Source organism: Agromyces sp. LHK192 (assembly GCF_004006235.1).
Lineage (GTDB): Bacteria > Actinomycetota > Actinomycetes > Actinomycetales > Microbacteriaceae > Agromyces.
Genome location: NZ_CP034753.1, coordinates 2538328 through 2549924, shown reverse-complemented (window position 1 = coordinate 2549924; position 11597 = coordinate 2538328). Strand labels below are relative to the sequence as shown.

Sequence of the window (11597 nt, the reverse complement as noted above, 5' to 3'; positions counted from 1 at the left end):
CCCCGAATCCACTCGCCTCGAAAGGAACCATCATGCGCCTGCGCGCCGACCGCATCCTCCACGACCTGTTCGGCAGACTCCGCGACGAGCGCGGCGACGTCCCCGGCTGGGTGCTCATCACCTTGATGACGGCCGGCTTGGTGATCCTGATCTGGGGGCTCGCGGGCGAGGCGCTCTCGACGGTGTTCGAGGACGCCATGGAGCGGGTCATCGGGATGTGAGCCCTCGCCGCGATGCGAGGTTTCGCGTCGACCTTCGCCTTCGCGACGATCGAGGGTCGGCGGTCGCGGAGTTCTCGATGGTCATCATGCTGTTGCTCGCACTGGTGCTCGCAGTGATGCAGCTCGCACTCGCGCTGCACGTGAGGAACACGCTGCTCGATACCGCAGCGGAGGGCGCTCGGTTCGCGGCGCTCGCCGGGGCGAGCGACGCCGACGGTGTCCAGCGCACCCGCGAACTGATCGACACGGCGCTCGCCTCGTCGTTCGCGCAGGATGTCTCCGCGGTGCGAACGACGGTCGGCGGGATCCCCGTGGTCGCGGTGACCGTGCGCGCCACGATGCCGGTGATCGGGCTCTTCGGCCCCGAAAACGCGCTGGAGGTGACGGGGCATGCGGCGTTGGAAGTGCTCGAGTAGCCGGCGCGATCGGGCGAGACTCGCCGACGATGCCGGTTCGGCTTCACTCGAGTTCCTGACCGTCGGCCTCCTGCTGCTGGTGCCGCTGGTGTACCTCGTGCTCGCCATCGCCGCCGTGCACGCCGGGGCGCTCGGCGTCGAGGGCGCCGCTCGGCACGGTGCCAGGGTGGTGGCCCTCCATCCCGATGCGGACATCGAGGATGCGATGCTCGTGTCGCTCGGTGACTACGGCATCCAGCCAGGGCAGGCGTCGATCGCCGTCGATTGCTCGCCGAGTGCGGATTGCGATGAGCCGGGAACGCGCATCAGGGTGACCGTCACCGCAGCGGTGCCGCTGCCGCTCGTGCCGGACATCCTCGGCTTCGCCGATTTCGCGCAGGTCCAGGTTCAGGGCTCGGCGACGCAGACGGTCTCCCGGCTCGCCGGGGGTCTCGGGTGAGCATCGTGCGAGGTGCTCGAACGAGGTGGGTGCGGGTCGCCCGCGGCGTCGCCCGGGAGGAGGCGGGGTCGACCCTGCCGCTCGTGATCTTCCTCAGCGTGCTCTCGATCGTGCTGATCTTCGTCGTGGTCGCCGCGACCTCGCTCTACCTCGACCGCAAGCGGCTGTTCACGCTCGCGGACGGCGCAGCGCTCGCGGGCTCCGAGGCGTGGACGATCGAGACGATCACAGTCGTCGACGACGGTCTCCAATTCGCCCTCGACGACGAGACGGTGCGAGGGGCCGCCGCGGCATACCTCGCTGCAGCCGAGTCCGGACTCGACGACGTCGAGCTGGTATCGGCATCGAGCGACGACGGGCGGAGCGCGTCGGTGACGCTTCGCACGACCTGGCGAGTTCCGATCGCGAACGAGTTGCTGCCGGTCGAGGTGCCGATCGAGGTGACCTCGACGGCGCGCACGGTGTTCCACTGACTCGTTCCCACCGACACCGAGTCCGACGGCACTGCGGCGGTTAGACTCGTCGGGTCCGTGCAGCAACCGAGGAGGTGAGACCCGTGAACGATTCGACGTGGGTGCTCTCCTCCAGGCGCGCGGTCGGGTGAGAGGTCGCCCGGGAGCCCCGAACACCAACGCTCCCGAAAGGCACGACCATGCCACTCCGATTCACCGCACCACCGCGCATCGACGACCGACTCGTCGAACGCTCGTTCACCCTCGACGGCATTGACGGCATCCTCTGGACGCCCGAATCCATTCCAGAGCCCGCACCCCTGATCCTGCTGGGCCATCCCGGCGGCCTCGCGCCGATGCACCCTCGGCTCGCCGCGCGGGCACGCTCGGCCGCGGCGATGGGCTTCGCCGCGGCCGCCCTCGAACTGCCGGGTGCCGGGGGGCGGACCCCTTTGCCCGACGCCGATCTGGCCCGCGCCGAACTCCGGCAGGCGATCATGTCGGGCGGGCGCCCGACAGATGAGACCGTCGACCGACTCGTCCTTCCGCTCGTCGAACAGGCGGTCCCCGAATGGCAGGCCGCCATCGACGCGCTGCTCGACCTGCCCGAGATCGGCGGCCCCGTCGGCGTCTCCGGCGGGGTGATCTCGATCGGCGTACGACTCGCGGCCGTCGAGCCGCGAGTCGTCGCGGCCGGCCTGTTCGCGGGCAGCTGGATTCCTCGGGCCACCCTCGATGAAGCACGCCGCGTCACGATCCCCGTACACGTGCTGCTGCAATGGGACGACGAAGGGAACGACCGGCAGCAGGCGCTCGACCTCTTCGACGCGTTCGGCTCCGCCGAGAAGACGCTCAACGCCAACCTCGGCGGGCACACCGGGGTTCCGGCGTGGGCCGCCGACGACGCCGGGCGCTTCTTCACCCGGCACCTGACCCGTTCGCACCCTCGCGGCTAGACGACGAGCGGGGCTGCCGCACCCCTGGTGCGACAGCCCCGCTCCGCTCAGCGCGGTGCGACCGGTCTCATCGGTCGTCGCGGGAGCCGCCGAACAGCATCCGGGCGAGCACGATGAGCATGAGCACGAACCCGGCGACGACGGGGATCGCGGCCCACATCCACCCGGCGGTGAATCCCACGATCGGCACCGAGATGAACGCGACCGTCCAGATCGCGGCGGTGTAGATGCCGAAGCGTGCCGCGACCTCGGGGTGCTCCTCGAACCGGTTGGTCGGCGTCGCCTCCTGCTGCTGGCGCAGCGCCCACGGCTTCAACCGGTTGGTCTGGGTCGCGCCCAGGTAGCTGAGCACCGCGATCGCGGCGACCACGGCCACCGCGGGCAGCGTGATCCACCCGAGGTCGAGCCGCAGGAACACGACGGGCGCGATCGTCAGCCCCGCGAGCAGCAGCCCGGTCGCGGCACCGTAGCTCCACGCCCGGCCGGCGGGCATCCGATGGTGCGTGGTCGTCTCCTGCCGCAGCGCATCGCCCGTGACGAACCCGAGGAGCGCGCCGAACCCGACGCCGAGGCCGATGAGCACGCCCGTCGCGAGGTCGAGCAGGGGAGTGAGGCCGATCAGCAGCAGCGCGAGCACGGCCAGCGCCGCGATCGACAGCACGACGGTGCGCACCACGAAGCCCGGCTTCGGCCGAACGCGGTTGCGCAGCGCGGCAGCGGAAGCCGACTCACGGGCGGCACCCGCGCCCCTCGCCGAGCCGGATCCCGGAGCCGAGGTCGCGACGTCCGATGCGATGCCGGGCGCGGCGGCCGAGGCATCCGTCTCGGTGATCAGCTCGTCGATGTCGCCCAGTTCGTCGAAGGCGCGGCGCGCGGCGGCGGCCGGTGCGACGCCCTGCGCCTCGATCTCGGCGGCCCGCGAGAGCAGGCCGTCGCGCAGTTCCTCCTTCAGGTCCTGGAGGTCGGGCGTCAAGGCGACGCCGGAGAACGCCTCGTCGAGGAGGCGGTGGATGTCTCCGCCGCGGCGGGCGGGTTGCGGGTTGCTCATCGGTCGGAGCCTTTCGTGCTGCCGGGCGCGGTGCCCAGGAGGGAGTCGAGGATGCCGCGGGTGGCGACCCACGCGGCGACGTTCTGCGTGAACGCCGCTCGGCCGGCATCGGTGATGCGGTAGTACTTGCGGCGGCCGCCCTGCGACTCGTCGCCCCAGTACGCCTCGGCGAGGCCGTCGCGCAGGAGGCGGCGGTAGCTCGCGTAGAGCGTCGCCTCCTTGATCTCGGATGCGCCGCCGATTGCATCGCGGATCAGCTTGTGGATCTCGAAGCCGTAGCTGTCGTGCCGGCGGAGCACGCCCAGCACGATCGTGTCGGTGTGGCCGCGGAGCAGGTCGGCGGCGAAGGCGTCGCCCGCGGCATCCGTGTTGTGGATCATGAGAAATACTATATCAGATCAAATACCTGATGTGAAGCAGTGCTGCACGACGTCCATGAACCGCGCTGGTCGGGCCGCGGCTCAGTCGTCGTACCGGGCGGCCAGTTCGGCGGCCGTCCGCCCGAGCGCCCGCCGCAGGGACTCGGGCGCCAGCGCCTCGGCGTCGGTGCCGAGCCGCCACAGCGCCCATTCGGCGTGCCGCGAGTCTTGGAACGTCACCTCGAGGTGCAGCATCCCGTCGTCACCGGCGTCTTCCGCCCGTACGGCGACGACGGAATCCAGCAGCTCCTCGCGCCGCGCCGGAGCGACCCGCACGACCGCCGTCAGGTGCCCGTCGGCCAGGAACCGCGCGCGACGCTCGCGCCACAGGCGATCGAGGTCTGCACGGTCGGGCCGTTGCGCCGGCTCGGTCGACACCTCGGCCGCGAGCATCCGCGACAGGCGGTAGGTCCGATCCGATCCGTCGCGCGTCGCGAGCAGGTACCCGCGGCCGCGCACCGTGACCAGTCCGATGGGGTCGATCGTGCGCCATTCCGGATGCCCGTCGGTCGGGGTGTAGTGCATGAGCAGCCGGCGCCCGTCGAGCACCGCACGTCGAACGGCGTGCATGACCCCGTGGGGCACCTGCTCGCCGGCGGCCTCCCGGGAGAGGAGGTCGGCGGCCGGCTCCACGAGGAATCGCGACGCCGCATCGCTGGCGACCACCCGATCGCCCTCGGGCAACGCGTCGACCACCTTGCGCATCGCCGAGGCGAGCGCTGAACCGAGTCCGAACGCCTGCCCGTGGCCCGAGCCCGCCGTGAGCACGGCGAGCGCCTCGTCGTGGTTCAGGCCCGTCAACTCGGTGCGGAACCCCGGCAGCAGTTCGAAGCCGCCGTAGCGACCGCGTTCCGCATACACCGGCACCCCTGCCGCGGAGAGCGCCTCGATGTCGCGCAGGACCGTGCGGGGTGAGACCTCGAGCTCGCGAGCGAGTACGTCGGCGGTCAGCCGACCGCGCTGGCGGAGGAGCAGCACGAGCGAGACGAGGCGATCCGCGCGCATGCGAACACGGTACCGAATACCTGACACAAGACGTCGTGAAATGTCGAGAGGCTCGAAGGCATGGAAGAACTGGAGCAGTACATGACCATTGCCCGAACCGCGATCAACCCCGTGACCTGGTCGGCCGAGCTCGGCTTCAACCAGGGTGAACTCGTCACCGCGGCCAGCCGAACGCTCTACATCTCGGGGCAGACCGCGATGAACGTCGACGGCGATCCGCAGCACGAGGGCGACATGGCGGCGCAGCTCGCGCTCGCCGTCGACAACCTCGAGGCCGTGCTCGTCGCGGCCGGCATGAGCCTCGCGAACCTCGTGCGGCTGAACGTCTACACGACCGACGTCGATGCGCTGCTGCCGCACTACGGTGTGCTCGCCGCGAGGTTGGGGGCAGCCGGAGTCGCCCCGACCACGACGATGCTCGGCGTGGCGCGATTGGCGATCCCGGGGCAGCTCGTCGAACTCGAGGGCACCGCAGTCGACTGACCGAGGGTCGAACCCGACCCGGCCAGGCGGCACCCGGTGCGAATCCCGCGCCGGGTGCCGGCGGGGGTCGCGACATCCTGTTGACTGGAGGGATGACCGACGTGACCTCGCTGACCCTGACCGCCGACGACGTTCGACTGCTCGACCCGCCGAACTACGGCATGCTCGGCACCCTGCGCCCGAGCGGCGAGCTCCAGATCAACCCGATGTGGTTCGAGCGCTTCGGCGACGAGCTGCGGTTCACGCACACGAGCAAGCGCGGCAAGTTCCGCAACCTCCAGCAGAACCCGACCATGACCCTCGCGGTGCTCGACCCCGACAGCCCGTTCCACTACGCCGAGGTGCGTGGCACCCTCGTCGACGTGCTGCCCGACCCCGAGGGCGAGTTCTACGTGCGCCTCGGCAAGCGGTACGGCAACGCCGAGCAGGAGGCGCCCGCCGACAAGGCCGACCGGGTCGTGCTCGTCATGCGCATCGAGAAGGTCAACACCCACTGAGTCGGATCGGCCGCGCCTCACAACGTTCCGCGACGCTCGTCCGTTGCAGGGGATGAGGGGCGCGGCCGCGCCTCCAGCGGCGAGGGAGTGCGATGAGCGACGAGGAATGCGGCACCAGCGACGAGCGACGGATGCCGACGCGGACGCCGGCCCGCAGGCGGCGGACGGCGACCGTGGGAGCGATAGCGACAGTCGCCGCGGTGTTCGCGCTCGCCGGATGCTCGCTGTTCGGCGTCGTCGGAACCGGCCCGGCACCCGACGGTCCCGACGCGGTGACCGCCGAGCGGGTCGACTGCCATTCGGATTCGTGGATGCCGATACCACCGGGATCGCTTGAGTCGACGCAGCCGCCGATCCCCGAACCCGGGCGCGTGCCCGACGGCTTCGAGCCTGTCGCCGCGCTGCGCTGCACGCAGAGTTTCTACCGATACGACGACGTGCCGCCCGCGGACGGCTCGGAGGCGCCCGACGGCGAACTCCTCCGCCTGGTCGTCGGCATCGAGCGGTTCGAGGGTGATCTCGGGCCCCTCCTCTCGGCACTCGACGAACCCGATGATGCCGCGGACTCGTTGACGGTCTGCAGCGCAGATATGCAACTTGTGCCACCGCTCTGGCTCGAGGCATCCGACGGCAACGTGATCCACGTGCACCAGCCACGCGACGCCTGCGGCAAGACGAAGGACCGAGTGAACGAGGCGCTCGGTACCCTCGACCTCGTCTCCGTCGCCGAGGTGGAGACAATCGGCTGATCGATTCGTGCGGACCGCCGAGCGCGCGGGTGCGTCAGCGCCGCCGGTGCGGCACGTACCGCGGGATCCACCGCCACAGCATCGCCGCGCCAGCGAGTCCCAGCACGCCGACGACGACGTTCGCCGCCATGATCGACAGCACCGAGGTCACGGCGGCGATCGCGAGCGGGGCGCCGGCGCTGCCGGCATCCGCGATCATGCGGAACGCGCCCAGGAACGGCGCCGGACCCGACTTCGGTGCGAGGTCGGCGCCGAGCGTCATCACGATGCCGCTGGTCACGCCGTTCGCCAGCCCGAGCAGCAGCGCGACCACCGTGAACCAGGCCACCGCGCCCGGCACGTCGTGCGTGAACGCGAGCACGACGTGCCCGACCGACATGCCGATCATCCCCGGCAGGGCGCCCCAGAGCCGGCCGAAGCGATCCATGATCTGGCCGCTCGTGTAGAACAGCGCGAAGTCGATCGCGCCCGACAGGCCGATCACGAGCGCCGCCTGCTCGGCGGGCATGTCGATCGACACCGACCACAGCGGCAGCATCACGGTGCGCGCCGAGCGCAGCGCGGCGAGGATGCCGACGCCCGTGCCGATCCGGGCGAGCACGCCCGCGTGATCGCGGATCGTGCGGAACACGCCGACGGGCCGGGCGGGCGCCGGCGCGCCGGGAGCGGCATCCGTCGCCTGATCGGTCGCCGGGTCCGCGACGGATGCCTCCCGCTCGACGGATGCCGCTCTCGCGAGCCGTGCCGCGCCGAACACCCGCTCGGGGTCGGGGAGGAACGCGAGCACCACGATTACGGCGGCGCAGGCCGCGACGAGCACCCAGAACACGCCGTCGGTGCCGCCCGTGGCCGTGATGATCGCCGCCGAGAGGAACGGCCCGACCGCCCAACCGCCGCGGAACACGCCGCCGAGGGTCGACAACGCCCTCGCGCGTACGCGCGCGGGTGCGTAGCTCGTGAGGAACGCGTGCCTGGCGAGGCCGAACGCGGCGGTCGCGAAGCCGATCAGGAAGACGCCGACGCCGAGCGCCCAGACGGTCGGCACGAACAGCGCCAGCAGCACGCCGGCCGAGGCCAGCACGGCCGAGCCGATCATCGCGGCCCGCTCGCCGACGCGCGAGACGATCCACCCGGCGGGGAGGTCGCCGCAGAGCTCGCCGACCATGATCATCGCTGCGATCAGGCCCGCGAGTGCGAGCGAGGCGCCGCGGTCGGCCGCCACGATCGGGATGATCGGGATGAGCGCGCCCTCACCGATCGAGAACACGAACGTCGGCAGGTAGACGGGGAGGACGATCGAGCGCCAGGAGAATTCGGGCTGCTCGGCGGTGCTCATCGCTTCGACGGTACACCGGCCGCGCCGAGGGGCCTGCGCGCGGTCGTCCCCGCCCGGCGGCGGCGCCCCACCCGCACGACTAGGCTGGACGGGCCATGTTGGATCAAGACTTCACGCAGGCGCTCCAGGCGCTCCGTTCCACGTTCCGCGACATCCGCGCCGTCGTCGACGTCGACGCCCTCGAGGCAGACATCGCCCGCCTCTCCGAGGAGGCCGGCGCACCCGACCTCTGGGATGACGTGGAGAACGCGCAGAAGGTCACCTCGGCCCTGAGCCACCGCCAGGCCGAGCTCAAGCGGGTCAGCGCGGTCGAGCAGCGGATCGACGACCTCGACGTGCTCGTCGAGCTCGCCGCCGAGATGGACGACGCCGACGCCGAGGAGGAGGCGCGCCAGGAGCTCGCCGCCCTCGAGGAGGTCGTCGGCCAGCTCGAGGTGCAGACCCTGCTCGACGGCGAGTACGACGGTCGCGGCGCGGTCGTGACGATCCGTTCCGGGGCCGGGGGCGACGACGCCACCGACTTCGCCGAGATGCTCATGCGCATGTACCTGCGCTGGGCCGAGCGGCACGGATACCCGGTCAAGGTGATGGACACCTCCTACGCCGAGGGTGCCGGCATCAAGTCGGCCACGTTCGAGGTCGACGCGCCGTACGCGTTCGGCACGCTCTCGGTCGAGGCCGGTACGCACCGCCTCGCGCGCATCAGCCCGTTCGGCTCGGCCGACAAGCGGCAGACGTCGTTCGCCGCGGTCGAGGTCATCCCCGTCATGGAGGAGGCGCAGGAGGTCGACGTCCCCGAGAACGACATCCGCGTCGACGTGTTCCGCTCATCGGGCCCCGGCGGCCAGTCCGTCAACACGACCGACTCCGCCGTGCGCATCACGCACCTGCCGACCGGGCTCGTCGTCTCGATGCAGAACGAGAAGTCGCAGATCCAGAACCGCGCCGCGGCGATGCGGGTCCTCCAGACCCGGCTCCTGCTGCTCAAGCGCGAGGAGGAGGCGGCGAAGAAGAAGGAACTCGCCGGCACCATCACGGCGAGCTGGGGCGACCAGATGCGCTCGTACTTCCTCTACGGCCAGCAGCTCGTGAAGGACCTGCGCACCGGCTACGAGGTCGGCAACCCGGCGACGGTGTTCGACGGCGACCTCGACGGCCTCATCGCCGCCGGCATCAAGTGGCGCAAGCGCAAAGAGGACGACTGACACGCGAGTCGCTGCACCGAATCGCGCCGACCCTGCCTAGGCTCGAACGCGATGATCCGCTTCGACTCCGTCACCAAGACCTATTCGGGTCAGGCCAGGCCAGCCCTCGATGACCTCGGCGTGGAGATCCTGCGCGGCGAGTTCGTGTTCCTCGTCGGCGCTTCGGGTTCCGGCAAGTCGAGCTTCCTGCGGCTGATCCTCAAGGAGGAGAAGCCGTCGAAGGGCTCGATCCACGTGCTCGGCCAGGACCTCGGCACCATCTCCAACCGCAAGGTGCCGTACTTCCGGCGCAGCCTCGGGGTCGTGTTCCAGGACTTCCGCCTGCTGCCGAACAAGACCGTGTACGAGAACGTCGCGTTCACCCTGCGCGTCATCGGCAAGTCGCGCGGGTACGTGCAATCGGCGGTGCCCGAGACCCTCAAGCTCGTCGGTCTCGAGGGCAAGGAGAAGCGGATGCCGCACGAGCTCTCGGGCGGTGAGCAGCAGCGCGTCGCCATCGCCCGCGCCATCGTGAACAAGCCCCAGATCCTGCTCGCCGACGAGCCGACCGGCAACCTCGACCCGGTGACGAGCGCCGGCATCATGACGCTGCTCGAGCGCATCAACGCGGGCGGCACCACGGTCGTCATGGCCACGCACGAGGCCGGCATAGTCGACCAGATGCAGCGGCGCGTCATCGAACTCTCGTCCGGCGTCATCGTGCGCGACGAGCGCGACGCAGGCTACGACGGGCAGACCGTGCGCGACGTCGAGTACGAGCCCGTCGTCGAGGTGGCCTCGGACGGCGCTTCGGCTGTTCCCGGGGCGGCTGCTCCTGCGTCGGCGGATGCCTCGACCGAAGCGCTCGCCGCAGGCGAGGCCGACGCGCGGAACGCGGCGGCGGCAACCGCTGCCGGGGGTGCGGTCGCTGCGGCGGCCGCCGCTCGTGGCGACGACGCCGAGCCCGGCGTCGAGCCGCACGACGAGGCATCCGACTCCGAGGCCGCGGCGGAGGCGACCGGCACCGGAGCCGGCGTCGCCGAGGCATCCGACGCCGACGCGACCGACGCCGAACCGCCCACGATGACCGCCGCCGCCCCCAAGGTGACCGCCGAGGTCATGCGCGACGCTCCGCCCCTCTACGTCGAGCCGGAGGCGACCGACGAGGTCACCGACGCCGCCGCCGAGATCACGGCCGCGGCGACCGGGCAGATCCAGCTCGACCCCGAGCAGTTGCAGCCCAAGGAGGACGCGCCGCCTCACCTGACCCTCGCCGAACGCCTCGGCCTGCGTGCGCCGGGCGGTCCTCGAAAAGACGACTCCGACCAGGAAGTGGGGCCGACGTCATGAGGGCGGGACTCGTCTTCGCGGAGGCCATGCACGGCCTCCGCCGCAACGCCTCGATGGTGGTCTCCGTTGTGCTCGTCACGTTCGTGTCGCTCACGTTCGTCGGCACGGCCGCGCTCCTGCAGCTCCAGATCGCGCAGATGAAGGGCTACTGGTACGACCGCGCCCAGGTCGCGGTGTACCTCTGCACGACCGTTTCGACGGCGGCCGGATGCATCGACGGCGAGGCGACCGAGGAGCAGAAGTCCGCCGTGGAGGCTCTGCTGCGCTCCGACACGCTCGCGCCGTACATCAACGAGATCGAGTTCGAGGACCACGACCAGGCGTACGCCAACTTCCAGGAGCAGTTCGCGGGCACCCCGGCCGCCGACTACGTGACCCCCGAGGTGCTGAACGAGACGTTCTGGGTGAACCTCGTCGATCCGTCGGAGTCGGATGTCGTCGCCGAGGCGCTGGCGGGAACGCCGGGCGTCGAGCAGGTCGTCGACCAACGGCGCTACCTCGACCAGATCTTCGACGTGCTGAACGCGGCGAGCTACACCGCGATCGCGATCGCCGCGATCATGCTCGTCGCGGCCGCGCTGCTCATCGCGACCACGATCCGCCTCTCCGCGTTCTCGCGGCGCCGCGAACTCGGCATCATGCGCCTCGTCGGGGCATCCAACCGGTTCATCCAGACTCCGTTCGTGCTCGAGGGCGTGTTCGCCGGGCTCATCGGTTCGCTCCTAGCCGGCGGTGCCGTGCTGGCGCTCGTGCACTTCTTCGTGCAGGGATACCTGACCGAGGAGCTGTCGTTCACCTTCGTCGACCTGACGGATGCGTGGCTCGTCGTGCCGTTGCTCATCGTCGTCGGCGTGCTGCTCGCCGCCCTGTCCGCCGGCATCGCGATCCGCAGGTACCTTCGGGTCTGACCCGGCGGCGCGGCTGTATCAGGACACGGCGGGCCCGGGTGCTCGGCGGTCGGATAGACTGAACGGCTGCTCCGCCGTGCGCGGAGCATCCGACTCGGGGCATCCGACCCCGTCCGCATCGATCGAAGGAGTGC

15 protein-coding genes are annotated in these 11597 nt (G+C 70.8%); 11 read left to right on the top strand and 4 right to left on the bottom strand.

The window, feature by feature from the left end; all coding sequences use genetic code 11:
• The first annotated feature begins 32 nt into the window (after nt 1-32).
• The 5 genes from ELQ40_RS11495 (at nt 33) to ELQ40_RS11475 (ending at nt 2484) form a co-directional block, all read left to right on the top strand.
• Nucleotides 33-221 carry a hypothetical protein gene (locus ELQ40_RS11495; protein ID WP_127793810.1) on the top strand — a complete coding sequence of 63 codons (189 nt, stop codon included), beginning with the start codon at nt 33-35 and terminating at the stop codon, nt 219-221.
• Nucleotides 218-637, top strand: a complete 420-nt coding sequence (locus ELQ40_RS11490) for a TadE/TadG family type IV pilus assembly protein (RefSeq protein ID WP_255424691.1) — start codon at nt 218-220, stop codon at nt 635-637. The genes ELQ40_RS11495 and ELQ40_RS11490 overlap by 4 nt, the downstream gene beginning before the upstream one ends.
• 88 nt (nt 638-725) lie before the next feature.
• Nucleotides 726-1076, top strand: coding sequence for a TadE family protein (locus ELQ40_RS11485; RefSeq protein WP_127793808.1), 351 nt, complete (start codon nt 726-728; stop codon nt 1074-1076).
• A gap of 29 nt (nt 1077-1105) precedes the next feature.
• On the top strand, nt 1106-1549 hold the full coding sequence (locus ELQ40_RS11480; RefSeq protein ID WP_164863559.1) for a Tad domain-containing protein: 444 nt from the start codon (nt 1106-1108) through the stop codon (nt 1547-1549).
• Between the two features lie 179 nt (nt 1550-1728).
• A complete protein-coding gene (locus ELQ40_RS11475) occupies nt 1729-2484 on the top strand; it encodes an alpha/beta hydrolase (RefSeq protein WP_127793806.1) in 756 nt (251 codons plus the stop codon).
• Between the two features lie 67 nt (nt 2485-2551).
• On the opposite strand, the gene ELQ40_RS11470 is transcribed toward ELQ40_RS11475, so the two are convergent.
• From ELQ40_RS11470 to ELQ40_RS11460, 3 genes are all read right to left on the bottom strand, one after another.
• Nucleotides 2552-3532 (bottom strand): permease prefix domain 1-containing protein, encoded by a 981-nt coding sequence (locus tag ELQ40_RS11470; protein ID WP_127793805.1) that lies wholly within the window; start codon nt 3530-3532, stop codon nt 2552-2554.
• Nucleotides 3529-3912, bottom strand: a complete 384-nt coding sequence (locus ELQ40_RS11465; protein WP_127793804.1) for a PadR family transcriptional regulator — start codon at nt 3910-3912, stop codon at nt 3529-3531. The genes ELQ40_RS11470 and ELQ40_RS11465 overlap by 4 nt, the downstream gene beginning before the upstream one ends.
• Before the next feature lie 81 nt (nt 3913-3993).
• Complete coding sequence (locus ELQ40_RS11460) at nt 3994-4956, bottom strand: YafY family protein (protein ID WP_127793803.1); 963 nt, start codon at nt 4954-4956, stop codon at nt 3994-3996.
• 87 nt (nt 4957-5043) lie between these two features.
• On the opposite strand from ELQ40_RS11460, the gene ELQ40_RS11455 reads away from it, so the two are divergent.
• The 3 genes from ELQ40_RS11455 (at nt 5044) to ELQ40_RS11445 (ending at nt 6685) form a co-directional block, all read left to right on the top strand.
• Nucleotides 5044-5439, top strand: coding sequence for a RidA family protein (locus ELQ40_RS11455; RefSeq protein WP_127795270.1), 396 nt, complete (start codon nt 5044-5046; stop codon nt 5437-5439).
• Nucleotides 5440-5531: 92 nt separating this feature from the next.
• Nucleotides 5532-5936 carry a PPOX class F420-dependent oxidoreductase gene (locus ELQ40_RS11450; protein WP_127793802.1) on the top strand — a complete coding sequence of 135 codons (405 nt, stop codon included), beginning with the start codon at nt 5532-5534 and terminating at the stop codon, nt 5934-5936.
• A gap of 92 nt (nt 5937-6028) precedes the next feature.
• The gene (locus tag ELQ40_RS11445; protein ID WP_127793801.1) at nt 6029-6685 is read left to right on the top strand and encodes a hypothetical protein; all 657 of its coding nucleotides are present in this window, start codon (nt 6029-6031) and stop codon (nt 6683-6685) included.
• 34 nt (nt 6686-6719) lie between these two features.
• On the opposite strand, the gene ELQ40_RS11440 is transcribed toward ELQ40_RS11445, so the two are convergent.
• Nucleotides 6720-8021 carry an MFS transporter gene (locus ELQ40_RS11440; protein ID WP_127793800.1) on the bottom strand — a complete coding sequence of 434 codons (1302 nt, stop codon included), beginning with the start codon at nt 8019-8021 and terminating at the stop codon, nt 6720-6722.
• A gap of 95 nt (nt 8022-8116) precedes the next feature.
• Here ELQ40_RS11440 and prfB point away from each other — a divergent pair, with 95 nt between their 5' ends.
• From prfB to ftsX, 3 genes are read left to right on the top strand one after another with little or no spacing between them, the layout of a single operon-like run.
• Entirely contained in the window at nt 8117-9226 is a 1110-nt protein-coding gene (gene prfB / locus ELQ40_RS11435) for a peptide chain release factor 2 (protein ID WP_127793799.1), read from the top strand.
• 51 nt (nt 9227-9277) lie between these two features.
• Complete coding sequence (ftsE, locus tag ELQ40_RS11430; protein ID WP_127793798.1) at nt 9278-10555, top strand: cell division ATP-binding protein FtsE; 1278 nt, start codon at nt 9278-9280, stop codon at nt 10553-10555.
• Complete coding sequence (ftsX, locus tag ELQ40_RS11425; RefSeq protein WP_127793797.1) at nt 10552-11463, top strand: permease-like cell division protein FtsX; 912 nt, start codon at nt 10552-10554, stop codon at nt 11461-11463. The genes ftsE and ftsX overlap by 4 nt, the downstream gene beginning before the upstream one ends.
• Nucleotides 11464-11597: the final 134 nt, after the last annotated feature.

Excerpts from the sequence above, each read along its gene's own strand:
- ELQ40_RS11470 (WP_127793805.1), bottom strand. The coding sequence starts at position 3,532 with ATGAGCAACCCGCAACCCGCCCGCCGCGGCGGAGACATCCACCGCCTC.
- ELQ40_RS11495 (WP_127793810.1), top strand. The coding sequence starts at position 33 with ATGCGCCTGCGCGCCGACCGCATCCTCCACGACCTGTTCGGCAGACTC.
- ELQ40_RS11475 (WP_127793806.1), top strand. The coding sequence starts at position 1,729 with ATGCCACTCCGATTCACCGCACCACCGCGCATCGACGACCGACTCGTC.
- ftsX (WP_127793797.1), top strand. The coding sequence starts at position 10,552 with ATGAGGGCGGGACTCGTCTTCGCGGAGGCCATGCACGGCCTCCGCCGC.
- prfB (WP_127793799.1), top strand. The coding sequence starts at position 8,117 with ATGTTGGATCAAGACTTCACGCAGGCGCTCCAGGCGCTCCGTTCCACG.
- ELQ40_RS11445 (WP_127793801.1), top strand. The coding sequence starts at position 6,029 with ATGAGCGACGAGGAATGCGGCACCAGCGACGAGCGACGGATGCCGACG.
- ELQ40_RS11460 (WP_127793803.1), bottom strand. The coding sequence starts at position 4,956 with ATGCGCGCGGATCGCCTCGTCTCGCTCGTGCTGCTCCTCCGCCAGCGC.
- ELQ40_RS11450 (WP_127793802.1), top strand. The coding sequence starts at position 5,532 with ATGACCGACGTGACCTCGCTGACCCTGACCGCCGACGACGTTCGACTG.
- ELQ40_RS11440 (WP_127793800.1), bottom strand. The coding sequence starts at position 8,021 with ATGAGCACCGCCGAGCAGCCCGAATTCTCCTGGCGCTCGATCGTCCTC.
- ftsE (WP_127793798.1), top strand. The coding sequence starts at position 9,278 with ATGATCCGCTTCGACTCCGTCACCAAGACCTATTCGGGTCAGGCCAGG.
- ELQ40_RS11465 (WP_127793804.1), bottom strand. The coding sequence starts at position 3,912 with ATGATCCACAACACGGATGCCGCGGGCGACGCCTTCGCCGCCGACCTG.